Source organism: Pseudomonas sp. Hp2 (assembly GCF_006386585.1).
GTDB classification, from domain to species: domain Bacteria; phylum Pseudomonadota; class Gammaproteobacteria; order Xanthomonadales; family Xanthomonadaceae; genus Pseudomonas_S; species Pseudomonas_S boreopolis.
On the sequence record NZ_VAHJ01000006.1, the window covers coordinates 167,451 to 193,602 of the forward strand.

The window sequence follows — 26,152 nt, forward strand, 5'->3', positions numbered from 1 at the left end:
TTTCCCTCCAGGAGAATCGAATCGCGCGGGTAGCCGGCTTTCCTCAGCTGGTCGCCCAGGCCGGCGTGCCGCGTTCGTAGGCCAGGTCCCCGTCGTAGCGCCCGGGCACGGCGACGTAGCGCAGTGCCTCGGTCGCTCCCGCCTTGGAGGTGAAGAAGCTGAAGATGACCAGTTGCTTGATCATCGTGAAGTAGTGCGGCTTCGCCTGGCTCGGGCCGGCGGGCGCCTTGGCCTCGCTGTCCAGCGCGCTCAGCAGCGCGGTGCGGGCTTCCGGCGCCATCGCCATGAAGCGGCCGCCGGCGCGCTTGTCGATATCGGCCAGGCCGGCGCGGAACGTCGCCTGGTCTTCGGGCGTGTAGCAGTCGGTCACGAATTGCGCCATGAACAGGCCCGCGCCGGCATCCTTCGCCCCCGGCGTCTGGGTCCGCGGCAGGATCGTCTCCGCGATCTCGTCGAGCAGGGCGACGTCGCGCTCGGAGAACGCAGGCTTGCCGTTGGGCAGGGGCGACTGCCCGTAGACGAAGGCCGGCAGGCCGATCATCGCCGCGCCGGTGGCGGCCGCGATCATTTTCAGGAGCTCACGACGTTCCATCACAGGTTCCCCGCTTTGAGTTCGCGCACGGCATGGTCCGCGGCGCGCGCCGTCATGGCCATGTAGGTCAACGATGGGTTCACGCAGGAGCTGGACGTCATGCATGCACCGTCCGTCACATAGACGTTCGGCGCGTCCCAGACCTGGTTGTGCTTGTTCAGGACCGAGGTCTTGGGGTCGCGGCCCATCCTCGCCGTGCCCATCTCGTGTATGGCCATGCCCGGGGCGTAGTCGCCCTCGTACGCCTTGACGTTCTTGACGCCGGCGGCCTCCAGCATCTCGGCGGCATCGGCGCCCATGTCCTTGCGCATGGCCCGCTCGTTCTCGCGGATGGAGACGTTCATCGCCAGCACGGGCAGGCCCCACTTGTCCTTGCGGGTCCGGTCGAGGCTGATCGTGTTGTCGTGGTAGGGCAGCATCTCGCCGAAGGCCGTCATGCCGATGGTCCAGTCCCCGGGCATGGTGAGCGCCTCCTTCAGTCCGGCGCCGACGTTGAGCTCGGCGACGCTGCGCGACCAGCCGGCGCGGCTGGCCCCGCCTTGGTACCCGAACCCGCGGAGATAGTCGCGCTTGTCGCCGCCGACGTTGCGGAAGCGCGGAATGTAGAAACCGCAGGGACGACGGCCGAAGTAGTACTTGTCCTCGTAGCCCTCGACCACGCCGGAGGCGCCGACCTGGAAGTGGTGGTCCATCACGTTGTGGCCCAGTTCGCCGGAAGACGAGCCCAGGCCGCCCTCCCACACGTCGGTGGCCGAGTTCATCAGCACCCAGGTCGAGTTGAAGGCCGAGGCGTTGAGGAAGATGACGTTGGCCGTGTACTGGTAGGTCTGGCCGTTCTCGGCATCGATGATCTCGACCCCGCGCGCCCGCTTGCGGTCCTTGTCGTAGAGCACTTCCTTGACGATCGAGAACGGACGGAGCGTGAGGTTGCCCGTCTTCATCGCCGCCGGCAGCGTCGCCGACTGGGTCGAGAAGTAGGCGCCGAACGGGCAGCCCAGGACGCACTTGTTGCGGTACTGGCAGTTGACGCGGCCCTGCTCGACCTTGGGCTCGGTGATGTTCGCGGTGCGCGAGTGGATCATGTGGCGGGTGCCGCCGAACGCCTTCTTGATCCGCGCCGCCACGTCCTTCTCGACGATGTTCAACGGGATGGGCGGCAGGAACTGGCCATCGGGCAGCACGTCCAGGCCCTCGACGGTGCCGGCGATGCCCGCGAACCTCTCCACGTGGTCGTACCAGGGCGCCAGGTCGGGATAGCGGATCGGCCAGTCGATGGCGATGCCCTCCTTGGCGTTCGCCTCGAAATCCATGTTCGAGAAGCGGTAGCTCTGCCGGCCCCACAACAGCGAGCGGCCGCCGACGTGGTAGCCGCGGAACCAGTCGAACCGCTGGGTCTCGGTGTAGGGGCATTCCTTCTCGTTGGCCCACATCCCCAGCGTGCTTTCGGACAGGCCGTAGTCGCGCTTCAGGACCGGGTAGTCGGCCTTCATGGCCTGGGTCGGGACGTTGCGGTGCGGGTAGTCCCACGACTCCTTCATCGCGTTGACGTAGTCCTTGACGTGCTCGATGTTGCGCCCGCGCTCGAGCATGAGGACCTTGAGCCCCTTCTCGGTCAGCTCCTTGGCGGCCCAACCGCCACTGATGCCCGATCCGACGACGATTGCGTCGTAGTGATTGTCTGCCATGGGTGTGTTTCCCTGGTGGATACGTGGTGTCAGGCGTCGCAGAGGCGTATCGCCTCGCGCAGCGAGGCGACGGGATCCGGCGCCTCGGGAATGAACTCCTGCGCCAGGTAGCCGTCGAAGCCGGTCTCGCGGATCGCACGGCAGATGGCGGGATAGTAGAGCTCCTGGTTCTCGCCGATCTCGTGCCGGCCCGGCACGCCCGCGGTGTGGTAGTGCACGAAGTACTGGTGGTTCCGGCGGATGCTGGCGATGATGTCGCCTTCCATGATCTGCATGTGGTAGATGTCGTAGAGCAACCCGAAGTTGCTCGACCCGATCCGCTTGCACAGCTCGACGCCCCACTCGGAGTGGTCGCAGAGGTAGTCGGGGTGGTCCACCCGGGAGTTCAGCAGCTCCATCACCAGCACGACGCCGCGCTTCTCGGCATGGCCGAGGATGCGCTTGAGCCCCGCCTCGGCGTTCGCCAGGCCTTCCTGGGGATCCATGCCGTTGCGATTGCCGGAGAAGCAGATGAGGTTGCGATAGCCGGCGTCGGCGACCAGGTCGATGTGCCGGGTATAGCGCTCCACCAGCTGGTCGTGGAACTGGGTGGCAGCGAAGCCCTTGTCCAGGCCCAGCTCGGCGCCATTGCACATCGAGCTGACCACGCCGTGCGCCTTCAAGGTGGGCCAGTCTTCCGGGCCGACCAGGTCGATGGCGGAAAAGCCGAGGCTCTTCACCGTCTGGCAAAGCTGGGCGATCGATTGCTGGTTGAACGTCCAGCGGGCGACCGAATGCTTCAGGTTGCCCTTGAGCGGCTTCGCGGCGGCGATCCCGGGGACCGCCCCGGCCACGGTCAGCCCGAGGCCGCCGATCACCGCCGCGCGCAGGGCGTCGCGGCGCGTGGTTTTATGCTCGGAGAAGCTCATCCCGGTTTCCTCGATCGGCGAAGGAAGCATCGTGCGAGGGCACCGGGCGGGGCCTGGCGCTGGATGCGATGGGTGGAGCGGGTCGAACGGATATCCATCGGCTACCGGCCTCCCAACCGGCGCGAATCCTGTGAATTCGTCTGGATGCAATCGATTGCACGATAAGCAGCGAAACGACCGATTGCAAGGCCCGCGAGGCGCGACTTTGTGCTGCAAAGCACAACATCCTGCGCGGTTCGATGCAGGCGACACGCGGGCGAACGCATGGTGGCGCGCGCGCGGGCGCGCATGCCGATCGACGCGGGAGCGCGGCGTTCGCGGACGGCAAGCATCGAGCGGGATGCGGACGGAGGCGTTTCTCGATGCACTGCAACAGAACCGGCGTTCGGAAAGACGTACGGGATCCGATCCCATGATGACGGTCGCCGGCTTCGTCCGCATGCTGCGCGGGCCGCCGGGTTCATCGCACGCGTGAAGCGTTCATGCGGCGCTACATGAAGTTGCGCGTGTGCAACGCGGCCAGGCGTTCGGCTTCGGCGGGTTCGAAGCCGAGCCGGACCAGCCGGGTATAGCGGCCGTCGGCCATTTCGCGCATCAGGGCCTGCACTTGCGCGAACCCCCGCGCGATCGCCGCGGGCGCCAACGCGCCGGCGGCGATCAGGATCAAGGCGTCGAACACTTCCTCGTTGAGGCCGGCGGTGCCGGACAGGTGTTCGTGGCGCTGCTCGATCGCGCGCGCCAGCCGGATGCGCAACGCGGGTTCCTGCTGCAGGCGGTGTTGCAGGTGGGCCATGCCCAGCGCGACGTGGCGCGCCTCGTCGCGCGCGGCCAGCCGCGCGATGTCGCGCGTCAGCGGGTCCGGCGCGCACTCGCGCAGGAAGTGCAGCAGGTTGACGAAGGTGCCTTCGCCCAGCACCGAAAGCAGGAAGGCGGCGACGGAGAAGTCCGGTTCGTCCAGCAGGCTCTTGAGCGAGGCCTGGCCGCCGGCGGTGGACAGCGCCGGTTCGGCACCGCCCATGCGGATGCGGCGCGTGAACACGTCGATGTGGCGCGCCTCGTCGGCCACCTGGATGGCCAAGGCGGCCTGCAGCTCGCGGTAGTGCGGATGGATCTGGCCGAGGAAACGCGCCGGCACCAGCAGCGCGGCGTTCTCGTTCTCGACCATATAGGTCATGACCTGGCGGATCGCGGCTTCGACCTCCGGCGGATGCGCGAAGGTGACGTTCCAGTCCAGCGCCGTCTCCGGATCCCACTGCGCGCTCACCGCCTGCGCGTACAGCATGGCCGCATTGTCGGTCCACAGTTCGTCCTTGCGGTCCAGGCGGAAGGCGAACGCGGGCGAGCCCGCCTCCACCCGCGCACCGCGCGCGGCCAGTCCCCATCCGGGCGCGGCGCGCTCGGCCACGGCACCGGGCAGGCGCGGGTCGGCGTGGCCGGTGTGTGCGGCATCGTGCCAGCGTCCGGACTCGGCATCGCCGCGCACCACGCGGGCCTGGCGGCGCAGGTCGTCTTCCCATTGCAAGGCGTGGCCCTGCGCGCGGCACCAGTCGGCCAGGTGCGCCTGCCAGCCGGGAGCATGCCCGACGACGCGCAGCGCCTGCCCCGGGGCCAGGGCCGCCAGCGCGTGCTTGACCAGCAGGTGCGCGCCGGCGTCGAACCCCAGCGACTCAATATCGATAGTCGGCGGCGACGATGTGCCCACGCTCGTCATAGAACCCCTGTTCGGTGGCGGCGCGTTCCAGCAGGCGGAATCCCTGCGTGCGGCCGTTGCGCCATTGCTTCAGTCCTTCCAGTTCTAGCAGCGGGCGTACCTGCGCGTCGTTCCAGTCCATGGCCAGCAGCAGCTCGCCGAAGCGCCGCGCGGCCTCGGCGTCCACGCCGGGGCTGACGGTCATGGTGCAATGGTCGTACGACCCGGTGGTGGCGAGCACGCGCGTGCCGCCGGCCGGCAGCAGGCCTTCCCTGGCGAAGGCGAGGTGGTTGCCAGCGATCATCCAGCTCGCCTCCACCTCGCCAGCGAGCATCGCCGCGGCGGCATCGCGCTCGCCGCCGACGTGGTCGCCATGCTTGCCACCCAGCACGTCGAAGCGGCGCACCTCGTAGTCGCGGCCGGGGACCAGGCCGGCTTCGTGCTGCAGGTGGTCCAGCGGGATCAGCGTGGCCTGCGGCGAGTCGATGGCGCCGAAGCCCACGCGCTTGCCGCGCAGGTCCGGGAGCGTCCGCACGGGGCTGTCGGCCTTCACCACCAGCACCGATTGCAGGTCCTGGTCGGTGTCGCGCATCGCCAGCGACTGCACGGCCTGGCCGCGGGCGCGCGCGATGCGATCGGCGCGCACCCATGCCAGGGGCGAGTTCCAGGCGAAGGCGATGTCGCCCGCGAACTGGGCCTCCACCTGGGCCTCGTAGTTGGAATAGAGCAGGTAGTCCAGCGCGAAGCCGCGCTGGCTCAGGTAGGCCTTGAAGCCTTCCCAGATGGTGACGACCTTGGGCGCGTAGGCCACGGCGCCGAGCATGTAGGGGCGGGTCATCGCGGGCTCCCGTTCACTGCGCCGCCGCGGCTTCGCACAAGGCGTTGCCGATGAAGTCGTACAGCACGTCGGTGGTGGGGGCCATGATCGAGGCCGCGCGCGCATCGCGGAACAGGCGCTCGATGCCCACGTCCTTGCGGAACGCGGCACCGCCGCAGACGCGCATGGCGATGTCGGTGACCTCCAGCGCGGCCTCGGCGGCGCTGGCCTTCACTTCCAGCACGCGCAGCAGGGTATCGGCGCGGCCGCCGGCGATCGCGGCCAGGGTGTCGTCGCGCAGCGTGCGGGCCTGGTCGGCACGGATCTGCGCACGCGCGAGATAGGCGCGGATGGTGGGCAGTTCGGACAACGACGTGCCGCTTTCGGCGAAGCGGTTGCGCGCGACGTGCGCAACCGCGCGCGCCAGCGTGCCGTCCATGATGCCGATGCAGCCGGAAGCGACCAGGGTGGCGAACACCGGCAACGTATCGGCGTTCATCAGATCGCCGCCTTTGCCATCCTCGCCGAGCAGGTCGGCGTAGGCGATCCGCACGCCCTCGGCCCTGACCGGGGCCGAGGCGTTGCCGCGCAGCCCGAGGCCGTCGAACGGCTGCGGCCGGGCGAGGCCGGGCAGCCTGCTGTCGACCAGCCAGATGCTCGATGCCTCCTCGCCCTGGACGGGGCGCGAGGACCATACGTAGGAATCCGCTTCCGCGGCGGAAGTGACCATGCTCTTGGACGCGTCGAGCACCACCTCGTCGCCCTCGCGGCGGGCGCTGCCCACCGGTGCCCAGAAATGGCTGCGCGATCCGGTTTCCGACCATGCCAGCGTGGTGACGTGGCGGCCGGCGGCGATGGCTTCGCGCAGGTCGCGGGGGCCGTACTTCTCGATGAGCACCGTGCCGGCGTAGTGCATGGTCAGCACCATCGCGGTGGAGGGGCAGTCCTGCGCGATGCGCTGCACCACCTGCGAGGCTTCCGCCATGCCCAGCCCCTGGCCGCCCACGTCCGGCGCGCTCAGCAGGCCGAGCAATCCGGCCTGGCCCAGCGCCTGCAGGGCCGCGCGCGGGTAGCGCGCCTCGCGGTCGGTGGCCTCGGCGGCGGGAGCTATCACGTCGCGGACGATGGGATCGAGCGCTTGCAGGAACGATGGCGTCATGGGATCTCCAGGCAGCAATGGGCAGGAACGGCCGGACCTCGGCCGCGATCGGCTCGCTGGTGAGAGGCGCGCGTGGCGCGCATCGGGCGCCATGCCGCGGGCCAGGCGCGGGATCGGTGCAGACCTGCAACTGCGACCCGTCGGAGGGACGATGGCCGCCCGCCTGGAGGCCCGAGTGTAGCGTCGCCCGGGCCGGCCGGGGAAACGGCAGGCCGCCAGCGGCGGCCCGCCGTGCTGGCCGCGTCACGTGCGCGCCGGCGAGCCCGCTTCGTTCCTGCGGAGCAGCTCGCGGATCCTCGCCTCGGTGGCGTCGTAGCCGCCTTCGCCGAAATGCTGGTAGACGATGCGGCCTTCCTGGTCGATCAGGTACAGCGCCGGCCAGTACTGGTTGCGGTAGGCGTTCCAGGTCTGGTAGCCGTTGTCCTGCGCCACCGGGTAGCCGATGCTGAAGCGCGCCACGGCCGCCTGCAGGTTCTCCAGTTTCCTTTCGTAGCCGTACTCGGGCGTGTGCACGCCGACCACGACCAGGCCCTGGTCCCGGTACTTCTCGTGCCACTGCTTCACGTGCGGGAGCACATGGATGCAGTTGATGCACGAGTACGTCCAGAACTCGACGAGCACCACCTTGCCGCGCAGTTGCCGCAGGCTCTGCGGCGGGCCGTTGAGCCAACGGTCGATGCCCTTGAACTCAGGAGCGAGCGGCGCAGGCGCGGTGTGGGTGGGTTCGACGGGATCGGCGGCCACGTTCGGCGAACAGGCCGAGGCGAAGATGCAGGCGGCCAGCAGGGTCAGCACGGGTTTGATGATGCCGGTGTTCATGGTCAGAGTCCTTGCGAGAGGGAAGGGAGCCACTGCGTGGCCCAGGCGGACACCAGTACGTCGTACTGGAGCAGTTGCAGCACGGCGACGCCGACGGCGACGGCACCGAACATGCGGCGGACGAGCACGGCGCGGCGTTGCAGGAAGGCCAGCCGCGAGGTGACCCAGTTGCCGCCATAGGCGACGAGCAGCATCGGCACGCCCGCACCGGCGGCATACGCGCCGAGCAGCGCGCAGGCGCGGGCCGGCGCTTGCGCGCTCGCGGCCAGCGCCAGCACCGAGGCGAGCACGGGGCCTGCGCAAGGCGCCCATGCCAGCCCCAGCGATGCGCCTATCAACAAGGGCCCGAGCGCGCCGCCGGCCGGCTTGCGCGGCATGCCCGACGCGCGCCCCGCACGCCATTGCCGCAAGCGCGCCACCAGCCAGTCGAAGGGCGCCGGCCAGAAGCAGGACAGGCCGGCGAGGAGCAGCACGCCGATGGAGGCGGTGCGGATGGCGCCCTGCAGCTCGCCGGAAGACGCCGACAACGCTCCGATGAGGATGCCGCTGGCCGCGAAGGTGGCGACGAACCCGGCGATGACCAGCAGCGGTTCGCCGCGTCCGCGGCCGGCGGTCGTCGCCAGCACGATCGGCAGGACGGGCAGGATGCAGGGGGAAAGGAGCGTGGCCATGCCGGCGGCGATGGCCAGGACGTACTCGATCATGGGAAGCCTGCGTGCGGTGGAGTGGCTTCATTCGAGCGCGCGCGTGTCGCTGGAGCATGTCCCCGGAACCGGGTTTTTGTAAGCGAGTTCGTCGGGCCGCACGGCGCCGACGTCGAGGTACGCATGGGGGCGATAAACCGAGCCGCCGGCATCCATGCCGGCGGTGCGGTCGGTACCGGTGCGGGTCAGACGAGCCGGATGCGTACCTCGATGTTGCCGCGGGTCGCCTTGGAGTACGGGCAGGTCCGGTGCGCGGCATCGACCAACGCCTGCGCCTGGTCGCGCGGCAGGCCCGGCAGTGAGACGTCGAGGCGCGCCTGCAGCAGGTAGTCGTCGCCGGCCTTGCCGAGGTCCACTTCGGCATCGATGGCCGTTTCCTTGGGCAGCGCGATCCTGAGCTGGCGTGCGGCGATGCCCATCGCGCCTTCGAAGCAGGCCGACCAGCCGGCGGCGAACAGTTGCTCGGGGTTGGTGCCGGGCCGCCCGCTGCCGGGCGGCGACAGGGCGACGTCGAGTTGGCCGTCGTCGCTGCGGGCGTGGCCTTCGCGGCCGCCGACGACATGGGTGCGGCCGGTGTAGAGAACGGTGTCGATGGACTGCATGGGAACCTCCTGGTGGGTGGGATGCGCCGTGAGGGTCACGGCGCGTAGCGGGTGAACACGTAGTCGCGGTCCTTCACGCGTGCGGCGTGGCAGGCATGGCAAGTGCGGTGCTGGGCTTCGTCGACGGGCTGGCCGCCGACGAAGCGGCCGTAGCCCCAGCCGCCGGTGGCGGCATAGCGCCTGGAATCCTTGACCATCACCTGCACGGTGGTGGCCGCGCCGGGGATCGAGGCCGGGGCAAAGTCCGGCGACGGCTCGTGCTTCCATGCGAGCTTGACCAGCACGCTGCCGTCGGGGAACGGGCGCACGCCGTCGCGGTAGGCGCGCAGTGCGGTGGGATTGGCGAGGACCGCGCGCAGTTCGTCGAGCGGCGCGGCTTCCTGCGCCGGCGCCACCAGCGGCCAATCGCGGTAGCCGTCGGGCAGCTTCACGCCGTAGAGGGGCGCGGCCGGCCGTTCGTCGCCGTGGACGCGCATCGCATGGACCGCGCCCAGCGCGAGGCCGCCGACAGCGCCGAGCAACAAGCCGGCATGGATCGGTTTCATCGCGTTTCTCCTTGTCGTGCCGCTCACATGCGGCTGGCGTCGACGACGGCGCGCGCGAACTCCCGCGGCGCTTCCTGCGGCGGGTTGTGGCCGATGCCGCCGCCGAAGGTGCGGTGCTCGTACTTGCCAGTGAACTTGGCGGCATAGGACGCGGGCAGGGGATGCGGTGCGCCGTTGGCGTCGCCCTCGATGGTGATGGTCGGCACGCTGATCGAGGGGCCCTGGGCGAGGCGCCGTTCCAGCGCGGCGTACTTCGGCTCGCCCTCGGCCAGTCCCAGGCGCCAGCGGTAGTTGTGGACGACGATGGCGACGTGGTCGGGATTGTCGAGCGCCGCGGCGCTGCGCTCGAACGTGGCATCGTCGAACTTCCATTGCGGCGAGGCCAGCTGCCATATCTGGCGGGCGAAGGCGTGCGTGTATTGCGCATAGCCGTCGCGGCCGCGGTCGGTGGCGAAGTAGAACTGGTACCACCATTGCAGTTCGGCCGGCGGCGGCAACGGCTTGCGCCCGGCCTCCTGGCTGCCGATCAGGTAGCCGCTCACCGACACCAGCGCCTTGACGCGTTGCGGCCACAGCGCCGCGACGATGTCGGCCGAGCGCGCGCCCCAGTCGTAGCCGGCGAGCGTCGCGCGCTGGATCCCCAGCGCATCCATCAGCGCGACCACGTCGGAGGCGAGCGCGGCCGGCTCGCCGTTGCGCGGCGTGGCGGGGGAAAGAAAGCGCGTGCTGCCGTAGCCGCGCAGGTGCGGCACGATCACGCGGTATCCCTTGGCGGCCAGCAGCGGCGCGACCTCGGCATAGCTGTTGATGTCGTACGGCCAGCCGTGCAGCAGGATCACGGGCTCGCCGTCGCGAGGGCCCAGTTCGGCGTACCCGATCTCCAGGTCGCCGGCCACCACGTGCTTGTCGGCGACCAGGGCCGGCGCGGGGCCGGTGGAAGGGGCGGCGGCTGCCGCGCCGGCCAGCAGCAGCTGGGCGGCGAGCAGGATCCGGGCCAGGGTGGTGGAGCGGGCGGGCGTGCCGCGGCGTGGTTGCATGATCGTTCTCCTCGGGGACGGGATGGCAGCGGCTGGCGTCAGCGCGCCGCGCGCAACGGGCGCAGGGCCGAGCGCAGTTCGGCGGCGAACAGGTACGGCTGTTCCCAGGCGGCGAAGTGGCCGCCCTTGGGGGCCTGGTTGAAGTAGTAAAGCGTCGGGTAGGCGCGCTCGGTCCAGCTGCGGGGCGCGCGATAGATCTCGCCGGGGAACACGGACACGGCGACCGGCACGGCGATCTGCGTGGTCTTCTGCGCGGCGGCGCTGAAGTTGTTGTTGTTGTTTTCCCAGTAGAAGCGGCCGGCCGCGGTGGCGGTGCCGGTGAGCCAGTACAGGCTGATGTCGTCGAGGACGGCGTCGCGGCCGAGCACTTCCTCCGGCGCGCCATCGGTCCACTGCGCGATCTTGTCGTACATCCATGCCGCCAGGCCGACCGGCGAATCGTCCATCGCGTAGCCGATCGTCTGCGGGCGGGTGACCATCATCGCGCCGTAGGCGGCATTGCGGCCGAAGAAGCGGCTCAACGTGTCGAACGCGGCGCGTTCCTCGCCCGACAGCCCGGCGGGCGCCGGCGTGCCGGCGTTGATCGCGGCGGCCAGCTCGCCCGGGACGGTCGCAGGCATGGTGAGGTGGATGCCGACCAGGCCGGCGGGCGCCTGCCGGCCCATCGCATCGGAGATGACCGAGCCGTGGTCGCCGCCTTGCGAGACGTAGCGGGCATAGCCCAGCCGCTTCATCAGCACATCCCAGGCCCGGCCCACGCGTTCCGGTCCCCAGCCCAGGTCGGTGGGAATGCCGGAAAAGCCGTAGCCCGGAATGGACGGGATGACGACGTCGAACGCGTCCTCGGCACGGCCGCCGAAGGCGGTGGGATCGGTCAGCGGCCCGATCGCGCCGACGAACTCAAGGATGGAGCCGGGCCAGCCATGGGTGAGGAGCACCGGCAACGCGCCGCGGTGCGGCGAGCGCACGTGGATGAAATGGATGTCCACGCCATCGATGGTCGTGACGAACTGCGGCAAAGCGTTGAGGCGCGCCTCGAGCCGGCGCCAGTCGTAGCCCGTGGCCCAGTAGCCCGCCAGCGACTGCAGCCTGGCCAGCTGCAGCCCTTGCGAATCGTCGGCGACGAGTTCGCGGTCGGGCCAGCGCGCCTCCCGCACGCGGCGGCGCAGGTCGGCGAGGTCGCGCGCCGGTACGTGCACCTGGAACGGGCGGATCGCGTCGTCGTGCGCAGCGGCGATGGGCGCATCGCTTGCCGGCGCGTTCGCGGCTCGGGCGGCGGGCAGGGCCGGCAGGCCGGCGCCGGCGGCCGCCAGCGCGGCCACCCCAAGCAAACGGCGGCGCGGAAGATCGATGTTGTCCTGCGGGTGCGGCCTGGACATGGTGTTCTCCTGGTGGACGGGCGCGAGCCGCGCCCGGTGGGATGGGGGGAGAGGGCGGACGCGAGCGGCGTCAGATCGCCCAGCCGCCGTCGAGGGTCAGGCTGGCGCCGGTCATGTAGCCGGCTTCGCCGCCGACCAGGTAGGCGACCAGGGCGGCCACTTCCTCCGGCTTGCCCACGCGCTTGGCGGGGCTGCGTTCCACGACCATGTCGAGGATGTCGGCGGTGATGTCGGTCGCGATCGGGCCGGGCTGCACGTTGTTGATCGTGATGCGGCGCGGCGCCAGGTCCAGCGCCAGCTCGCGCACCAGCGTGGCCACGGCCGACTTGGTCATCGCGTAGACGCTGCTGCCGACGATGCCGCCGCGCACGGCGGTGTTGCTGCCGATGGTGACGATGCGTCCGCCGTCGCGCATGTGCGCGGCCGCGGCCTGGATGGCCAGGAATACGCCGCGCACGTTCACCGCCAGCATCCGGTCGAACGTGTCGAGCGGGAACTGGTCGAGCGGGCTGCCCTGGTACAGGCCGGCATTGGCCACGGCCACCTGCAGCGGGCCGAACGCCTGGGTGGCTTGCCCGACGGCGGCGGCGATCGCCGTCGCGTCGGCGCTGTCGGCGTGGATCGCGATGGCCCGGCCGCCCTCGGCCTGGATCGCGGCCACCACCTCGGCGGCCTTGTCGGGACGCGAAACGTAGGTGAGCGCGACGGCGTGGCCTTCGCGCGCCAGGCGCCGGGCGATCGCGGCGCCGATGCCGCGCGAGCCGCCGAATACCAGCGCGACGGGAGGGGGAGTATCGGTGTGCATGGGCAGGTCCTTTCGGCGGGTCGTGCCAGCGGGGCTCCGTTGGCGTGGTCGCCATTCCAGGCGCCCGGCGTATCTCCCGCGTGTCCGGGCGGCGAGCGATTTGTCAGCGAATGCCGCGGAACGGGTGCCCGATACACACGGATACAAACCGGCCGGCAGGCCGGCGCCGGCACGCAGTGCCTCGCCGTGCGCGAAGGCGCGGATATGTATCGCAACGTATGCGGCGCGGCCGCCGACGCGATCCGTTACGAAGTGGCGCCAGGGCGACACGGCCCGGATACAGCGCGGCGCTGCAATGGGTTCCCCGAAACGAGGAGTCCAGCCATGTTGCGTCCCATCATCCTGGCGGCCTGCGCCGCCGCCGCCCTGGTCCCCGCCGCGCAGGCGCGGGCGCCGCACGCCCCGGCCGACGTTCCCACCGTGGTCCTGGTGCACGGCGCGTTCGCCGATGCCTCCAGCTGGGACAAGGTGAGGGCGCGCTTGCGCATGCAGGGGGTGCCCACGGTCGCGGTCGACAATCCGCTGACCTCGCTCGCCGACGACGTCGCCGCGACGAAGCGCGCCATCGCCGCCGCGCCGGGCAAGGTGGTGCTGGTCGGCCATTCCTGGGGCGGCACGGTGATCACCGAGGCCGGCAACGACCCCAAGGTGAGCGCGCTGGTCTACGTGGCCGCCTTCGCCCCGGACGCCGGCGAAACGTCGGCGCAGCAGGGCGAGCGGTTCCCGGTCGCGCCGGGATTGCAGCGGTTGCAGGAGCGCGACGGGTTCCTGTCGCTGTCGCAGGCCACGGTGGCCGCCGATTTCGCGCAGGACCTCGGGCCCTCCGAGCTCCGGGAGGTCTTCGCGCACCAGCTGCCGCTGAAGGCCGCGGCGTTGTCCGAGCCGGTCGGTGCCGCGGCCTGGCGGACGCATCCCAGCTGGTACGTGGTCTCGCAGAACGACCGCATGCTGTCGCCCGAGCTGCAGGCGGCCACCGCGCAGCGCATCGGCGCGCACCGGCGTACGGTCGCCGCCAGCCACGTCTCGCCGTTGTCGGCGCCGCGCGAGGTCGGCGATGCGATCCTGGAAGCCAGCGGCCTGGCGCCGGCCGGCCATGCGCCAAGCCGCGAGGGCGGTTGACGCGCCTGCGCAAGGTGCCGGGCGCCGCCCGGCTTGGCGCTAACATCGCGCACGGGCCGGCCCCGGTCCGTGCGCCCCGCTCCCGGAGAAGACACGATGTCCCATACCGATCACGTCCTGGTCGTCGACGACGACCGCGATATCCGCCAGATGGTCGGCGACTACCTGCGCAAGAACGGGCTGCGGGTGAGCCTGGCGGCGGACGGGCGCGAAATGCGGGCGACGCTGGAGACCAGCGACATCGACCTGGTCGTGCTGGACGTGATGATGCCCGGCGAGGACGGACTGTCGCTGTGCCGCAACCTGCGCGCAGGCAAGCACCGGGCGGTGCCGGTGGTGATGCTGACCGCGCGCGACGACGAGACCGATCGCATCATCGGCCTGGAGATGGGCGCCGACGACTACGTCATCAAGCCGTTCTCCTCGCGCGAACTGCTGGCGCGCATCAACGCGGTGATCCGGCGCACGCGCATGTTGCCGCCCAACCTGCAGGTGAGCGAGGCGGCGCGCCTGATCGGCTTCGGCCGCTGGCGGCTGGACACCGCCGCGCGCCACCTGCTGGACGAGGACGGCACCGCCTATCCGCTCAGCGGCGCGGAGTTCCGCCTGCTGCGCGTGTTCATCGACCACCCGCAGCGCGTGCTCAGCCGCGACCAGCTGCTCAACCTGACCCAGGGCCGCGATGCGGAGGTGTTCGACCGCTCCATCGACCTGCTGGTCAGCCGCCTGCGCCAGCGATTGGGCGACGGCGCGCGCGAGCAGGCCTACATCAAGACCGTGCGCAGCGAGGGCTATGTCTTCAGCCAGCCGGTCGTGCTGGTCGGCGAGACGGCATGAGCGCGATCGCGCCCGCGAACGGCCGGCGCTGGCTGCCGCGCACCCTGGGCGCGCGCCTGGTGCTGATCCTGGCGACGGGCTTGCTGCTGGCGCACGCCCTCTCGTTCGCGCTGCTGTTCTACGAGCGTGCCGTGGCCACGCGCTCGATGATGCTGACCAACCTGGAACAGGACATCCCGCTCAGCGTCGCCTTGCTGGAACGGCTGTCCCCGGCCGAACGGCAGCAGTGGCTGCCGCGGCTGGAGCGGCGCACCTACCGCTACCTGCTGCGCCCGGCCCAGCCCGGTACCGTCCTGGCCAGCGACCGCTCGCGCCAGGTGACCGGCCTGATCGATGCGTCGCTGGACCACCGTTACGCGCTGCGGCCGCGGGCCGTGTCCGCCTCGCCGGAACGCTACGAAGTCGAACTGACGCTGTCCGACGGCCAGCCGTTGACCATCGAGGTCACGCCCTCGCTGATGCCGCTCGCGCGCTGGCTGCCGTGGGTGCTCGCCGCGCAGGTCGCGCTGCTGCTGGCGTGCGCGTGGCTGGCGGTGCGCCTGGCCACGCGCCCGTTGGTGCAACTGGCCGACGCCGCCGAGCGGCTCGACCCGGCCGCGCCGGGGACGCCATTGCCGCAGGAAGGACCGTCCGAGGTGGTCAAGGCGGCCAGGGCGCTCAACACGCTGCGGGCGCGGGTGGCCGCGCACGTGGCCGAGCGCATGCAGATCCTGGCGGCGATCTCGCACGACCTGCAGACCCCGATCACGCGCCTGCGGCTGCGGGTGGAGGCGATGGACGAAGGGCCGGTGCAGGCGCGCCTGCTCGAGGACGTCGCCCAGCTCGGCCAACTGGTGCGCGAAGGAGTGAACTACGCGCGCAGCGCCAACGTCGCGATGGGGCCGGCGGTGCGGCTGGATCTGCAGGCGTTCCTCGAGAGCGTGGCGGGCGACTACCAGGACGTGGGCAAGCCGGTGCGCTGCGCCCAGGGCGCGAGCGCCTCGCTGCAGACCCATCCCCAGGTCCTGCGCCGCGTGGTGCAGAACCTGATCGACAACGCGCTGGCCTACGCCGGCAGCGCGGAGACCGCCTTGCGCGTTGAGGCCGGCGGACGGATCCGCATCGAGGTGCTGGACCGCGGCCCCGGGATCCCGGACGACCAACTGGAAGCGGTGCTGCAGCCGTTCCACCGCCTGGAGCCTTCGCGTTGCCGCGCGCACGGTGGAACCGGCCTGGGCCTGGCCATCGCGCAGCAGTTGACGCAGGCGCTCGGTGGCGAGCTGCGGCTGGCCAACCGCGAGGGCGGCGGCCTGCGGGCGATGCTGGTGCTGAAGGCCTGAGCGGCGACGCCCGCCGTCCTCCGGCGGTCTGGTGCAAGGGCAGGCCGGCTCCGCGATCGCCGGCTAGCACTGCCACAGGCCGTGGTCGTTGCCGCCCAGGAGATAGATGGCGAAGGTGCCGTGCCCGGGGATTTCCATCGGGGAATGCGCGATCACGCCGCCGGCTCCGGCCACGGCGGCGACCGCCGCTTCGATATCGTCCACCCGCCAGTAGGGGCGCACCACCGGCAGCTCGGTCTCGCGCAGGGGCGCACGCACGCCCACGAGCCCGCCATCGGCCAATGCGGCGGTGCGCGCATGGCCCAATCCCGCATCCGGCTCGCCGAACCGCACCTTGTGTGCGGCGGCATAGGCGGCGCATACCCCGTCCACGTCGTTCGTCACGATCTCGAGATACTGGACCTTCATCTTGCTTGCCTCCGCTTGCGTCGTCGGGCGGGATGCGGCCGCATGGGCGGGCTTCCGGCGGCGACGGCACGGCATCGTTCGCGAAGGATGGGACAGCCGCGCGAAGCCGGCAACCGGCACGGCGGGGCAGGCGACGCGGGGCGATGCCGCGCGCGCTGCGGCCGGGCCTGGGTGCGCTTGCCGCGGGCAGCTCGGACCCGTGCCGCTGCGCGTGCGCGAGACCATCGCACGCGGTTCCTGGTCCGGTGCGGCGATCCGCCCGCCCGGCCGCGCCCCGGCTCCGGCGGGCTCCGCCGGCATTGTCGGGCGCGCCGCGGATGCCGCCATCGCCGCGTTGGGGCAGCGTTTGGGCAATCGGGCGTAGTCTGCCGCGCGGAGCGCCGGGGAGGGGAGCTCCGCGGCGGCGGCGCGGCGTTTCGCGTCCGTCTTACGATCGAGTACTTAGGATGGGCGGCGATTCCGTGTCGCGCTCGAGGAGCATGTGTGCGTCGAAGTGGTGAAGCGTCTGTCCGGGCCGGCCTGCCATGCCGGCATGTCCCGCGCGCCTGGCGGCCTGCCGGCGACGGTGCGATGCTGGCACCTGCCGTGATTGGAGGAGTGCCGTGATGGAACAGGCGAGCCCGTCGGCAACGGCCGAGCCCCGGCGCCTCGATGCCGGGCGTGCGGTGCTTCCGTCGGAAGCGCCGCTGGAGATGCCGGAACAATCGCTGCGCGAGGGCGAGCTGCGGGTGCCGCACCAGCGCACCTCGCCGCCGGGCATGGCGCTGCGCCGCTTCTACCTGGTCGGCGGCACCGCGGCGATGACCGCCGTGGCCAGCTGGATGATGCTCAACGTGATGTGGCCCGGCGGCATCAACGTGCTCGAGGCCTGCCTGCTGGTGTTGTTCGTGCCGCTGTTCGCCTGGATCGCGATGTCCTTCGCCAGCGCGCTGGCGGGCTTCGTCACCGTGGTGGTCGGGGCCGGCCGCAAGCTCGGCATCGATCCCGACGCGCCGTTGCCGCGGCTGCGCACGCGCACCGCGCTGCTGATGCCGACCTACAACGAGGACCCGCGCCGCCTGCTCGCCGGCCTGCGGGCGATCTACGAGTCGGTGGCGGACACCGGGCAGCTCGACCGCTTCGATTTCTTCGTGCTCAGCGATACCACCAAGGAGCCGATCGGGCGCGCCGAGGAGCAGGTCTACGCCGAGCTGTGCGACGCGGTCGGCGGCCACGGCCGCATCTTCTACCGGCGCCGCGCGGACAACGGCGGGCGCAAGGCCGGCAACATCGCCGACTGGGTGCGCCGCTTCGGCGCGGCCTATCCGCAGATGCTGATCCTCGACGCGGACAGCCTGATGACCGGCGACACCATCGTGCGGCTGGTGGACGGCATGGAGCGCAACCCGGACGTCGGCCTGATCCAGACCCTGCCCGAGGTGGTCAACGGACGCACCCTGTTCGCGCGCATGCAGCAGTTCTCCGGGCGCGTGTACGGGCCTGTGGTGGCCTACGGCGTGGCCTGGTGGCACGGCGCCGAGAGCAACTACTGGGGCCACAACGCCGTGATCCGCACCCAGGCGTTCGCCGAGAACGCGGGCCTGCCGGCGCTGCCGGGGCGGCGGCCGTTCGGCGGGCACGTGCTCAGCCACGACTTCGTCGAGGCCGCGCTGATGCGCCGGGGCGGCTGGGCCACGCACATGGTGCCGTACCTGTCCGGCAGCTACGAGGAGGGCCCGCCGACGCTGACCGACCTGCTGATCCGCGACCGCCGCTGGTGCCAGGGCAACCTGCAGCACGCCAAGATCGTCGCCGCGCCGGGCCTGCACTGGGTCAGCCGCATGCACATGATGATCGGCATCGGCCACTACTTCACCGCGCCGATGTGGGCGATGCTGATGCTGATCGGCATCGCGATCCCGCTGCTGGGACAGGGCGCCCTCGACCTCACCGCCGAACTGCCGTTCTCGCCGCTGCGCTACTGGCATTCGCGCGGCGACGGCGGCGTGATGTGGGTGTTCGTGTTCACCATGGCGGTGCTGCTCTCGCCCAAGGTGCTGGGCTACCTGGCCCTGCTGGTCGACCGCAACGAGCGCCGCGCCTGCGGCGGCGCGGTGCGCGCGCTGCTGAGCATCCTGATCGAGACCTTGCTCGCGGCGTTGATGGCGCCGGTGGTGATGTACCGGCAGTCGCGCGGCGTCGCCGAGGTGCTGGCCGGCAAGGACTCCGGCTGGGATGCGCAGCAGCGCGACGACGGCAAGATTTCCTGGCCGGCGCTGGTGCAGAGCTATGGCGGGCTGACCCTGTTCGGCCTGATGGTCGGGTGGATGGCCTACGAGGTCTCGCCGGCGCTGGCGGCGTGGATGGCGCCGGTGATCATCGGCATGGTGCTGTCGATCCCGGTGGTGGCGCTGACGTCGTTGCGCAGCGTCGGCGACGCGCTGTCGCGCTGGGGGGTGTTCCGGATCCCGGAGGAGACGGCGCCGCCGAAGGTGCTGGTGCGGGCGACGGAGCTGCGCAGGGAGGCTGCTCGGTTGCCGCCGTTGTTTTAAGGGGGGGAGTCGGGCGTCCCGGTTGAACCGGGGATTTCTCGATAGTTCGACCCGTCATGTACCGTCGTCCCCGCGAAGGGCTTGCTGCTTGCGAGCCACTGGCTCGCGCGGCACTAAGCGTGATCAGGCTATGCTCGATGGCCGGGGATCGAAGATCTAGCGACTGTTCCCTTCTCCCTGCGGGGTGAAGGCGTGTTGCATGCGAACCATGGGTTCGCATACGCCTGAACGCCTGGTGCGCTACGCCAGGCCGGGGCGCGAAGCGAGGTGCCCCGGAGGGGCGGATGAGGGGTACGGGCGAAGCCTCGCGCTCTTTACTAACGTCATCCCCGCGAAGGCGGGGATCCATGGACGTTGCTTTGGCTCTTGGAGCCTTTGGCAATAGCAATAAAGGCCAAAGCTTTCGCCTTCGGCGAGTCACTTTTCTTTGCTTGTGCAAAGAAAAGTAACCAAAAGAAGCGCTTCACAGCAGCCGAACGGCTGATCAAGCACACCCCGCCTTCGCGCCCGCAGCTGCGCTGCGGGTCCGCGGAGCCGGTGGGATTTTTCGACGGGGCTCGTCCGCTACGCGGCCGAGTCCGGGGCATTCGCCGCGCGGTGAATGCCCGCCCGCCGGGGCGAAGCGGTGCTTCGCCTTTTTCCGGCGAGCCCTGCCCCGGCGAAAAACGACGTGCTCGTCCGCTACGCGGCCGAGTCCGGGGCATTCGCCGCGCGGCGAATGCCCGCCCGCCGGGGCGAAGCAGTGCTTCGCCTTTTTCCGGCGAGCCCATGCACGTCGCCCCTGCGGGGTTTTTCCCGCCGTCTCCGCCGCTTCGGAGGGGCCGCGCCGCAGTGATATTCGTAGGCCATGGAGGTTGGCGCGCCGCCGCGCGAGGAGGTGCTGCCCATCTCGCGCAAAATCACGAGCAACAGCAATACCCTCAGCATCCCGTCTGGGCGGGCCAATGACAGGCCGGAATGAACCTCCCTCTCGGTCACAGGCATAATCCGGCCTGGTTGATCTCCGGGAAATCCGAATGCTGGAAGTGCTTGAGCGCGAGACCGGGCCTGCGCCGGCGTGGAGCGTGGTGTGGCTGCATGGCCTGGGTGCCGATGGATACGATTTCGCGCCCCTGGTGCCGGAGCTGGTGCGGCCGCAGTGGCCGGCGCTGCGGTTCGTGTTCCCGCACGCGCCGGTGCGGCCGATCACGATCAACAACGGCGTGCGGATGCGCGGCTGGTACGACATCGTGGGCATGGATTTCGCCACGCGCGCCGACGCGAAGGGCATCGACGAGTCCGTGGCGCAGGTGGAGGCGTTGATCGCGCGCGAGCAGGAGCGCGGCGTTCCGCCGGAGCGGCTGCTGTTGGCGGGATTCTCGCAGGGCGGCGCGGTGACGCTCGCGGCCGGGCTGCGCCGGACGACGCCGTTGGCCGGCCTGATCGCATTGTCGACCTATCTTCCCGATGCCGCCGGCGCGGCCAAGTGGCGGGTGCCGGGGAGCGAGCGCCAGCCGGTGTTCATGGCGCACGGCAAGGGCGATCCGGTGGTGGCCTACCCCCATGCCGAACGGAGCGTGGCGGCGCTGCGCGCGCTGGGGTTCGAGGTGGAGTGGCACGACTACCCGATGGCCCACCAGGTCTGCGCCGAGGAGATCGGGGCCCTCGGCGATTGGATGGAGCGGCGCTTCGCCGCCGCATAGCCGATGTCCGTGCCGGCCAACCCGCAGCCGTGGATGCCGGACCTGTGCCGGTTGCCGCGCATCGCGGCGATGCTGGGACTGGCCGAACTGGTGGTACTGGTGGTGGCGCTGGTGCCGGATGGCGCGCGCGTTTGGACGATCGGGCGGTTCCTGTCCGCCAGCGGGTTCGCGCTCTGGCTGGCGCTGGTCGTGGCCGCGTTGCTGTGCCTGTCGCGGCGTTGGCTGTCCTCGCTGCCGCAGCGCCTGGGCGCCCTGCTGGCGGTGGCGATGGCCGGGCTGGTCGCGATGCTCGCGGCCGGCGTCGTGCATGCGCTCTACAGCGCGGTCGGGCAGGCGCCGCTGGGAGCGCAGGTCGGGCTGGCGCGCTTCGTCGTCGGCAGCGCCTCCACGGTGATGTTGATCGTGGCGCTGGCCCTGCGCCACTTCTACGTCAGCGACCGTTCGGTGGCGCAGCTCCAGGCGATCGCGCGCGCCGAGGCGGACGCGCTGCAGGCGCGGATCCGCCCGCATTTCCTGTTCAACAGCATGAACCTCATCGCCGGCCTGCTGCGCCGCGACCCGGAGGTGGCCGAGCAGGCGGTGCTCGACCTGTCCGACCTGTTCCGCGCCGCGCTGGGCGCCGGCGAGGGCAACTCCACGCTGCGCGCGGAATGCGAGCTGGCCGAGCGCTACCTGGCGATCGAATCGCTGCGCTTGGGCGGGCGCCTGGCGGTGGACTGGCAGCGCGAGGAGCCGCTGCCGTGGTCGCTGGCGATGCCGCGGCTGGTGCTGCAGCCGCTGGTGGAGAACGCGGTCCTGCACGGCATTTCGCGGTTGCCCGAGGGCGGGACGGTGAGCCTGCGCCTGCGCGCGGCGGACGAGCGCCTGTACGTGGGCATCGTCAATCCCGCGCCCCCGCCGCAGGAGCCGCCGGCGCTGACCCAGGGAGCCGGGCACGCGCAGGCCAGCATCGCGCACCGCCTGGCCTACCGGTTCGGGCCGCTGGCGAGGATGACGGCCGGCTGGACCGACGGCTACTATGCCTGCGAGATCGTGTTGCCGCTGAAACGAGGGGAAACCGTTGAGGGTGCTGATCGCGGACGATGAACCGTTGGCGCGCGAACGCTTGCGCTCGCTGCTGGCGGCGCATGCCCGGGTCCAGGTCGTCGGCGAGGCGGAGAACGGCGACCAGGCGCTGCGGCTGTGCGAGCAGCAGCGGCCGGACCTGGTCCTGCTCGACATCGCCATGCCCGGGCTGGACGGATTGCAGGCCGCGCATGGCCTGCTCGGCGTCCAGCCGCGGCCGGCGGTGGTGTTCTGCACGGCCTACGACGAGCATGCGCTGTCGGCGTTCGACGCGGCGGCGATCGACTACCTGATGAAGCCGGTGCGCCCGGAGCGGCTGGCGGCGGCGCTGGACCGCGCCGGCACCTTCCTGGCCGGGCGCGAACCTTCCCCGCCGCCGGCGGGCCCGGCGCGGCCGCGCACCCAGTTGTGCGCGCGCCTGCGCGGCAGCCTGCGCCTGATCCCGGTCGAGGACATCCGCTACCTGCAGGCCGAGGAGAAATACGTCGTCGTCCACCACGCCCGCGGCGAGGACCTGATCGAGGAGTCGCTCAAGGCGCTGGAGGACGAGTTCCACGAGCGGCTGGTGCGCATCCACCGCAACTGCCTGGTGGCGCGCAGCGAACTGGTGGAACTGCGGCGCGGCGCGGACGGGCAGACCCACGCGGTGCTGCGCAACGTCGCGCAGCCGCTGGAAGTGAGCCGGCGCTGCGTGGCCGTCCTGCGCGAGCAGCTGCGCTACGTCTAGGCCGCGCTCGGCGATAATGCGCGGATGAGCATCCTGCGCATCGCCACCCGCAAGAGCCCGCTCGCCCTGTGGCAGAGCGAGCATGTCGCCGCCCGGCTGCGGCTCCATCACCCCGGCCTGGAGGTCGTGCTGGTGCCGATGAGCACGCGCGGCGACGAGGTGCTGGACCGTTCGCTGGCCGCGATCGGCGGCAAGGGGCTGTTCCTGAAGGAACTGGAGCTGGCCATGCTGCGCGGCGAGGCCGATTGCGCGGTGCATTCGCTGAAGGACGTGCCGATGGAGCTGGAAGCGCCGTTCGCGCTGCCGGCGATCCTGGAACGCGCCGATCCGGCCGATGCGCTGGTCTCCAATCGCCACGACTCGCTGGAGGCGTTGCCGCCCGGCGCGCGCGTGGGCACGTCCTCGCTGCGGCGCCAGGCGCAGTTGCGGGCGCTGCGCCCGGACCTGCGGCTGCTGGACCTGCGCGGCAACGTCAACACCCGCCTGGCCAGGCTCGACGACGGCAGCTACGACGCGATCGTGCTGGCCTGCGCCGGCCTGCAGCGCCTCGGTCTGGGGCAGCGCATCAGCGCCCGGCTGGCGCCGCCGGCGTGGTTGCCGGCGCCCGCGCAGGGCGCGATCGCGGTGGAATGCCGCGGCGACGATGCGCAGGTCGGGGCGCTGCTGGCGGTGCTCGACGACGCCGGCACGCGCCTGTGCGTGGAGGCCGAGCGGGCGATGAACCTCGCCCTGCACGGCAGCTGCCACGTGCCGGTGGCGGCGTTCGCGCAGGCGGATGCGGACGGATTGCGCCTGCACGGCCTGGTCGGGGACGCGACCGATGGCACGCTGGTGCGCGCCGAGGGGCTGGGGCTCGATCCGGAACGGCTCGGTCGCGAGGTCGCGCGGCAGCTGCTGGCCGCGGGGGCCGGCGATCTCCTCGGCGGGAGCCCGCCGGCGGACTGAGCCGGCCGGGCGGGTGGACGGGCGGGTGGACGGGCCGCCCGCGGATCCGGGGCCTACTTGAACGTATAGACCAGGTTGACCGTGGTCAGCGTGTCGGTCTTCTTGTCGTCGTCGTTGACGTGGCTGTTGTGGCGCATCTGCCATGCGGCCTTCAGCGCGAAATGCGAGTTCATGGCCACCTGCACGCCGAAGTCGTTCTGCGCGTAGGAGTTGTAGCTGCCGGACTCGACCAGCAAGGTGTTGGTCAGGTCGGTGTTGTCGGTGATGGCGTACTTGAGGTCGAACAGGCCGCGCCCGATCAGGCCGGTTTCCTCGCGGTCGTCCTCGCGGTTGTGCGCGCGGCGCACGCCCGGGCCGAGCTGCGCGTCCAGGTAGAAGCGCTCGCGGTCGATCAGGCGGGTGCCGTAGCCGATGCCGAAGGTGGCCAGCCGATCGTAGGTGGCGAAGTCGTCGTGTTCGTAGCGGCCGCTGGCGGTGAGCTGGCGGTGCTCGCCCAGCTGCAGCGCGCTGCCGGCGGCGGCGGTATAGCGTTCGGCGGTGGTCTGGCGGTTGCGGGTGACGCTGCCGTCGTCGTTGGTGGTGGTGTACTCGGCGCTGGAGCGCAGCGCGGTGGCGTCGAAGCTGTGGATCCAGTCGCCGTCGGTGTAGCGCAGCTTGATGCGGCCGTTGAGGCTGTCGGTGGTGCTGTTGCCGTGCGCGGAGGCGTAGCCGAGTTCGCCGCTGCTGCCGCTCCAGGGGGAAGGCATCACCGCCGCGGCCGGATCCGTAGGCGTCGCCGGTGCCACGACCTGCGACCAGGCGGCCGGCGCGACGAGCAGCAACGAAAGGACGGACAGCGGAACGCGACGTGACATGGCGAGATTTCCCCCGAGCGGTTCAGGAACGAGAATGTGGAAGCGTTTGCATCATAACGGAACCTTCATGCCGCTCCCGCGGCACGAACCGCGGGTTTTCACGCGCCGTTCGGCCGGCAAGGCATGATGAATGCGCTGGCGCCGCATGGCTCGGGGAGATCGCGCACGCTCACGGCGCGGCGATCGCGATGCCCGGATCGTCGAAGCGCGAGTAGTCGATCGTGACCGTATAGGCATGTTGCCCGGTCTGTCCGGCCTGCACGATGCGCAGCGGCCGGCCGTCGTTCCCGATCCAGTAGAGCATGCCCGGCTGGCCGGCATCGGCCTGCTCGATCCGGTACTTGCGCGCGGGCTGCCCGCCGATGCGGTCCTCTCCCAGCGCCGTCGCCTTCAGCCCGTCGCGGCGTTCGTCCAGGTTCAACGGGTTGCGCCATTGCGCGAGCGTGCCTTCCGGCAGCGGCAAGGTCTGGCGCTTGCCGCCGGCTTCCAGGTACAGGGTGTTGCCGATGATCGTCTGGGTGCCCTGCGGCAGCTGCAGCCGGTAGCGGTCGGGCGCGACGAAATCCATCTCGCTGCGGACCGGCTGCGGCCCGCCGTCCAGGCGCATGCTGGCGTGGAAGCTGCGCGCGGCGAGGAAGCGGTCCATCGAGGCGAGCACCGCATCGGCCGCGTTCCGCTCGACCGCGGCCGCCGGCAGCGCGGCGGACGGCGCGCCGGACTGCGGCGCCCGGGAGCAGGCGGCCAGGGCCAGGCACAGGAGCAAGATGGCGGGGCGGGCGATCGGCATGGTCGGGCACGACGGGGGCGGGGCGGCCCAGGATAGCCGAAGCTATCGGCCGCTCCGGCCACGCCATTGCCGCACGAGTCGGACATAATCGGCGCATGGACCGCTACGAACGCATCAACGCACTGCACCGCCACCTCAAGGCGGCCCGCTACCCCATCACGGTGGCGCGGTTGCAGGAGGAACTCGGCTGTTCCCGCGCCACCGTCTACCGCGACCTGGCCTTCCTGCGCGATGCGCTGATGGCGCCGGTGGAGGGCGACGGCGAGGCCGGCTTCCGCTATGCCGCCGCCGAGAGCGACCGTTTCGAGCTGCCGGGGCTGTGGCTCAGCTCCGAGGAACTGCACGCGCTGCTGGCTTCCCAGCAGCTGCTCGCGCGCACCGGCGGCGGGGTGCTGTCCTCGATGCTGGCGCCGTTGCAGCAGCGCATCGAATCGTTGCTGGCCGCGCAGGCCGGGGTTTCCAGCTGGCCGGTGGAGCGGGTACGGGTGGTGCCGCACCGCGGCCGCAAGCTCGACGAGGCCAGCTTCCGTACCGTCGCCTCGGCGGTGCTCGAGCGCAAGCAGCTCAGCTTCGACTACCGGGCGCGCTCGACCGACGAGGCGACCAAGCGCACCGTCTCGCCGCAGCGGATCACCCATTACCGCGACAACTGGTACCTGGACGCCTGGGACCACGGACGCGAGGGCGTGCGCAGCTTCGCCGTGGACCGCATCCACCATGCGCGGCTGCTCGATGCGCCCGCGCGCGACGTGCCCGACAGCGAACTGGACGAGCAACTGGCGGCCAGCTACGGCATCTTCTCCGGCGCGCCCAAGGGCTGGGCGACCATCGTGTTCAGCGCCAAGGCCGCGCGCTGGGTGGCCGACGAGCACTGGCATTCCAAGCAGCAGGGGCGCTTCCTGCCCGACGGCCGCTACGAGCTGAAGGTGCCGTACAGCGTCTCGCGCGAGCTGCTGATGGACGTGCTGCACTACGGCTCGGACGCGGAGATCGTCGAGCCCAAGTCGTTGCGCGAGCAGGCCAAGGCGTTGCTGCAGCTGGCGTTGAGCAATTACGAATAGGGAAGGGTGTTGTCGCCCCCTCGGGGAGGGGCGTGTTGCTCGCGACCCGCGGGTCCGCCAGCGTCCTAGTCCCCC

25 protein-coding genes are annotated in these 26,152 nt (G+C 71.0%); 9 read left to right on the forward strand and 16 right to left on the reverse strand.

The features are described from left to right. Positions 1 to 43: 43 nt before the first annotated feature. From FD678_RS17065 to FD678_RS17125, 13 genes are all read right to left on the reverse strand, one after another. The gene (locus FD678_RS17065; RefSeq protein ID WP_140726622.1) at positions 44 to 592 is read right to left on the reverse strand and encodes a gluconate 2-dehydrogenase subunit 3 family protein; all 549 of its coding nucleotides are present in this window, start codon (positions 590 to 592) and stop codon (positions 44 to 46) included. Beyond that, on the reverse strand, positions 592 to 2,277 hold the full coding sequence (locus FD678_RS17070) for a GMC oxidoreductase (RefSeq protein WP_140726625.1): 1,686 nt from the start codon (positions 2,275 to 2,277) through the stop codon (positions 592 to 594). The genes FD678_RS17065 and FD678_RS17070 overlap by 1 nt, the downstream gene beginning before the upstream one ends. Positions 2,278 to 2,306: 29 nt before the next feature. Then, entirely contained in the window at positions 2,307 to 3,185 is an 879-nt protein-coding gene (locus tag FD678_RS17075) for a hydroxypyruvate isomerase family protein (RefSeq protein WP_140726629.1), read from the reverse strand. Positions 3,186 to 3,675: 490 nt separating this feature from the next. Further along, positions 3,676 to 4,896 carry a ferritin-like domain-containing protein gene (locus FD678_RS17080; RefSeq protein WP_140726633.1) on the reverse strand — a complete coding sequence of 407 codons (1,221 nt, stop codon included), beginning with the start codon at positions 4,894 to 4,896 and terminating at the stop codon, positions 3,676 to 3,678. Further along, complete coding sequence (locus tag FD678_RS17085; RefSeq protein ID WP_177497869.1) at positions 4,853 to 5,713, reverse strand: phosphate/phosphite/phosphonate ABC transporter substrate-binding protein; 861 nt, start codon at positions 5,711 to 5,713, stop codon at positions 4,853 to 4,855. The genes FD678_RS17080 and FD678_RS17085 overlap by 44 nt, the downstream gene beginning before the upstream one ends. A gap of 13 nt (positions 5,714 to 5,726) precedes the next feature. Then, the gene (locus tag FD678_RS17090; protein WP_140726636.1) at positions 5,727 to 6,851 is read right to left on the reverse strand and encodes an acyl-CoA dehydrogenase family protein; all 1,125 of its coding nucleotides are present in this window, start codon (positions 6,849 to 6,851) and stop codon (positions 5,727 to 5,729) included. Positions 6,852 to 7,094: 243 nt separating this feature from the next. Next, positions 7,095 to 7,670, reverse strand: a complete 576-nt coding sequence (locus tag FD678_RS17095) for a thioredoxin family protein (RefSeq protein WP_140726639.1) — start codon at positions 7,668 to 7,670, stop codon at positions 7,095 to 7,097. 2 nt (positions 7,671 to 7,672) lie between these two features. Next, positions 7,673 to 8,374, reverse strand: coding sequence for a cytochrome c biogenesis CcdA family protein (locus FD678_RS17100; RefSeq protein WP_140726642.1), 702 nt, complete (start codon positions 8,372 to 8,374; stop codon positions 7,673 to 7,675). Positions 8,375 to 8,559: 185 nt separating this feature from the next. Then, positions 8,560 to 8,976: an organic hydroperoxide resistance protein gene (locus FD678_RS17105; protein ID WP_140726645.1), complete on the reverse strand. Its 417-nt coding sequence runs from the start codon at positions 8,974 to 8,976 to the stop codon at positions 8,560 to 8,562. A 35-nt stretch (positions 8,977 to 9,011) separates the two neighbouring features. Then, on the reverse strand, positions 9,012 to 9,521 hold the full coding sequence (locus FD678_RS17110; RefSeq protein ID WP_140726648.1) for a cytochrome P460 family protein: 510 nt from the start codon (positions 9,519 to 9,521) through the stop codon (positions 9,012 to 9,014). 23 nt (positions 9,522 to 9,544) lie between these two features. After that, positions 9,545 to 10,558, reverse strand: a complete 1,014-nt coding sequence (locus FD678_RS17115; RefSeq protein WP_140726653.1) for an alpha/beta fold hydrolase — start codon at positions 10,556 to 10,558, stop codon at positions 9,545 to 9,547. 38 nt (positions 10,559 to 10,596) lie between these two features. Then, positions 10,597 to 11,937, reverse strand: coding sequence for an epoxide hydrolase family protein (locus FD678_RS17120; RefSeq protein WP_140726657.1), 1,341 nt, complete (start codon positions 11,935 to 11,937; stop codon positions 10,597 to 10,599). 70 nt (positions 11,938 to 12,007) lie between these two features. Then, positions 12,008 to 12,742 (reverse strand): SDR family NAD(P)-dependent oxidoreductase, encoded by a 735-nt coding sequence (locus FD678_RS17125; protein ID WP_140726660.1) that lies wholly within the window; start codon positions 12,740 to 12,742, stop codon positions 12,008 to 12,010. Positions 12,743 to 13,066: 324 nt separating this feature from the next. On the opposite strand from FD678_RS17125, the gene FD678_RS17130 reads away from it, so the two are divergent. The 3 genes from FD678_RS17130 to FD678_RS17140 all read left to right on the forward strand — a co-directional run bounded on the left by FD678_RS17130 (position 13,067) and on the right by FD678_RS17140 (position 16,017). Beyond that, on the forward strand, positions 13,067 to 13,861 hold the full coding sequence (locus tag FD678_RS17130; RefSeq protein ID WP_140726662.1) for an alpha/beta fold hydrolase: 795 nt from the start codon (positions 13,067 to 13,069) through the stop codon (positions 13,859 to 13,861). A 96-nt stretch (positions 13,862 to 13,957) separates the two neighbouring features. Further along, complete coding sequence (locus tag FD678_RS17135; protein ID WP_140726667.1) at positions 13,958 to 14,698, forward strand: response regulator; 741 nt, start codon at positions 13,958 to 13,960, stop codon at positions 14,696 to 14,698. Further along, a complete protein-coding gene (locus tag FD678_RS17140; RefSeq protein ID WP_140726670.1) occupies positions 14,695 to 16,017 on the forward strand; it encodes a sensor histidine kinase in 1,323 nt (440 codons plus the stop codon). The genes FD678_RS17135 and FD678_RS17140 overlap by 4 nt, the downstream gene beginning before the upstream one ends. Positions 16,018 to 16,080: 63 nt before the next feature. Here the strand turns inward: FD678_RS17140 and FD678_RS17145 are convergent, their stop codons facing one another. Further along, complete coding sequence (locus FD678_RS17145; protein WP_140726673.1) at positions 16,081 to 16,425, reverse strand: VOC family protein; 345 nt, start codon at positions 16,423 to 16,425, stop codon at positions 16,081 to 16,083. Between the two features lie 605 nt (positions 16,426 to 17,030). Here FD678_RS17145 and mdoH point away from each other — a divergent pair. From mdoH to hemC, 5 genes are all read left to right on the forward strand, one after another. Then, the gene (gene mdoH, locus FD678_RS17150; RefSeq protein WP_140726676.1) at positions 17,031 to 18,956 is read left to right on the forward strand and encodes a glucans biosynthesis glucosyltransferase MdoH; all 1,926 of its coding nucleotides are present in this window, start codon (positions 17,031 to 17,033) and stop codon (positions 18,954 to 18,956) included. A gap of 1,016 nt (positions 18,957 to 19,972) precedes the next feature. After that, positions 19,973 to 20,638: an alpha/beta hydrolase gene (locus FD678_RS17155; protein WP_140726679.1), complete on the forward strand. Its 666-nt coding sequence runs from the start codon at positions 19,973 to 19,975 to the stop codon at positions 20,636 to 20,638. Positions 20,639 to 20,641: 3 nt separating this feature from the next. Further along, positions 20,642 to 21,724 carry a sensor histidine kinase gene (locus tag FD678_RS17160; protein ID WP_140726682.1) on the forward strand — a complete coding sequence of 361 codons (1,083 nt, stop codon included), beginning with the start codon at positions 20,642 to 20,644 and terminating at the stop codon, positions 21,722 to 21,724. Next, a complete protein-coding gene (locus FD678_RS17165; protein ID WP_256661971.1) occupies positions 21,705 to 22,430 on the forward strand; it encodes a LytR/AlgR family response regulator transcription factor in 726 nt (241 codons plus the stop codon). Before FD678_RS17160 ends, FD678_RS17165 begins: the two co-directional genes overlap by 20 nt. A gap of 24 nt (positions 22,431 to 22,454) precedes the next feature. After that, complete coding sequence (hemC, locus tag FD678_RS17170; protein WP_140726688.1) at positions 22,455 to 23,375, forward strand: hydroxymethylbilane synthase; 921 nt, start codon at positions 22,455 to 22,457, stop codon at positions 23,373 to 23,375. Positions 23,376 to 23,428: 53 nt separating this feature from the next. On the opposite strand, the gene FD678_RS17175 is transcribed toward hemC, so the two are convergent. Then, the gene (locus FD678_RS17175) at positions 23,429 to 24,229 is read right to left on the reverse strand and encodes a DUF481 domain-containing protein (RefSeq protein ID WP_140726691.1); all 801 of its coding nucleotides are present in this window, start codon (positions 24,227 to 24,229) and stop codon (positions 23,429 to 23,431) included. A 169-nt stretch (positions 24,230 to 24,398) separates the two neighbouring features. Further along, a complete protein-coding gene (locus FD678_RS17180; RefSeq protein WP_140726694.1) occupies positions 24,399 to 25,016 on the reverse strand; it encodes a hypothetical protein in 618 nt (205 codons plus the stop codon). Positions 25,017 to 25,111: 95 nt separating this feature from the next. Between FD678_RS17180 and FD678_RS17185 the strand changes: the two genes are divergently transcribed. Then, positions 25,112 to 26,077, forward strand: a complete 966-nt coding sequence (locus FD678_RS17185; protein ID WP_140726697.1) for a helix-turn-helix transcriptional regulator — start codon at positions 25,112 to 25,114, stop codon at positions 26,075 to 26,077. Positions 26,078 to 26,152 lie beyond the last annotated feature (75 nt).

Excerpts from the sequence above, each read along its gene's own strand:
- FD678_RS17120 (WP_140726657.1), bottom strand. The coding sequence starts at position 11,937 with ATGTCCAGGCCGCACCCGCAGGACAACATCGATCTTCCGCGCCGCCGT.
- FD678_RS17175 (WP_140726691.1), bottom strand. The coding sequence starts at position 24,229 with ATGTCACGTCGCGTTCCGCTGTCCGTCCTTTCGTTGCTGCTCGTCGCG.
- FD678_RS17100 (WP_140726642.1), bottom strand. The coding sequence starts at position 8,374 with ATGATCGAGTACGTCCTGGCCATCGCCGCCGGCATGGCCACGCTCCTT.
- FD678_RS17140 (WP_140726670.1), top strand. The coding sequence starts at position 14,695 with ATGAGCGCGATCGCGCCCGCGAACGGCCGGCGCTGGCTGCCGCGCACC.
- FD678_RS17145 (WP_140726673.1), bottom strand. The coding sequence starts at position 16,425 with ATGAAGGTCCAGTATCTCGAGATCGTGACGAACGACGTGGACGGGGTA.
- FD678_RS17080 (WP_140726633.1), bottom strand. The coding sequence starts at position 4,896 with ATGACGAGCGTGGGCACATCGTCGCCGCCGACTATCGATATTGAGTCG.
- FD678_RS17160 (WP_140726682.1), top strand. The coding sequence starts at position 20,642 with ATGTCCGTGCCGGCCAACCCGCAGCCGTGGATGCCGGACCTGTGCCGG.
- FD678_RS17155 (WP_140726679.1), top strand. The coding sequence starts at position 19,973 with ATGCTGGAAGTGCTTGAGCGCGAGACCGGGCCTGCGCCGGCGTGGAGC.
- FD678_RS17065 (WP_140726622.1), bottom strand. The coding sequence starts at position 592 with ATGGAACGTCGTGAGCTCCTGAAAATGATCGCGGCCGCCACCGGCGCG.
- FD678_RS17085 (WP_177497869.1), bottom strand. The coding sequence starts at position 5,713 with ATGACCCGCCCCTACATGCTCGGCGCCGTGGCCTACGCGCCCAAGGTC.
- FD678_RS17075 (WP_140726629.1), bottom strand. The coding sequence starts at position 3,185 with ATGAGCTTCTCCGAGCATAAAACCACGCGCCGCGACGCCCTGCGCGCG.
- FD678_RS17105 (WP_140726645.1), bottom strand. The coding sequence starts at position 8,976 with ATGCAGTCCATCGACACCGTTCTCTACACCGGCCGCACCCATGTCGTC.
- FD678_RS17180 (WP_140726694.1), bottom strand. The coding sequence starts at position 25,016 with ATGCCGATCGCCCGCCCCGCCATCTTGCTCCTGTGCCTGGCCCTGGCC.
- FD678_RS17135 (WP_140726667.1), top strand. The coding sequence starts at position 13,958 with ATGTCCCATACCGATCACGTCCTGGTCGTCGACGACGACCGCGATATC.
- hemC (WP_140726688.1), top strand. The coding sequence starts at position 22,455 with ATGAGCATCCTGCGCATCGCCACCCGCAAGAGCCCGCTCGCCCTGTGG.
- FD678_RS17125 (WP_140726660.1), bottom strand. The coding sequence starts at position 12,742 with ATGCACACCGATACTCCCCCTCCCGTCGCGCTGGTATTCGGCGGCTCG.
- FD678_RS17090 (WP_140726636.1), bottom strand. The coding sequence starts at position 6,851 with ATGACGCCATCGTTCCTGCAAGCGCTCGATCCCATCGTCCGCGACGTG.
- mdoH (WP_140726676.1), top strand. The coding sequence starts at position 17,031 with ATGGAACAGGCGAGCCCGTCGGCAACGGCCGAGCCCCGGCGCCTCGAT.
- FD678_RS17185 (WP_140726697.1), top strand. The coding sequence starts at position 25,112 with ATGGACCGCTACGAACGCATCAACGCACTGCACCGCCACCTCAAGGCG.
- FD678_RS17115 (WP_140726653.1), bottom strand. The coding sequence starts at position 10,558 with ATGCAACCACGCCGCGGCACGCCCGCCCGCTCCACCACCCTGGCCCGG.
- FD678_RS17130 (WP_140726662.1), top strand. The coding sequence starts at position 13,067 with ATGTTGCGTCCCATCATCCTGGCGGCCTGCGCCGCCGCCGCCCTGGTC.
- FD678_RS17110 (WP_140726648.1), bottom strand. The coding sequence starts at position 9,521 with ATGAAACCGATCCATGCCGGCTTGTTGCTCGGCGCTGTCGGCGGCCTC.
- FD678_RS17095 (WP_140726639.1), bottom strand. The coding sequence starts at position 7,670 with ATGAACACCGGCATCATCAAACCCGTGCTGACCCTGCTGGCCGCCTGC.
- FD678_RS17070 (WP_140726625.1), bottom strand. The coding sequence starts at position 2,277 with ATGGCAGACAATCACTACGACGCAATCGTCGTCGGATCGGGCATCAGT.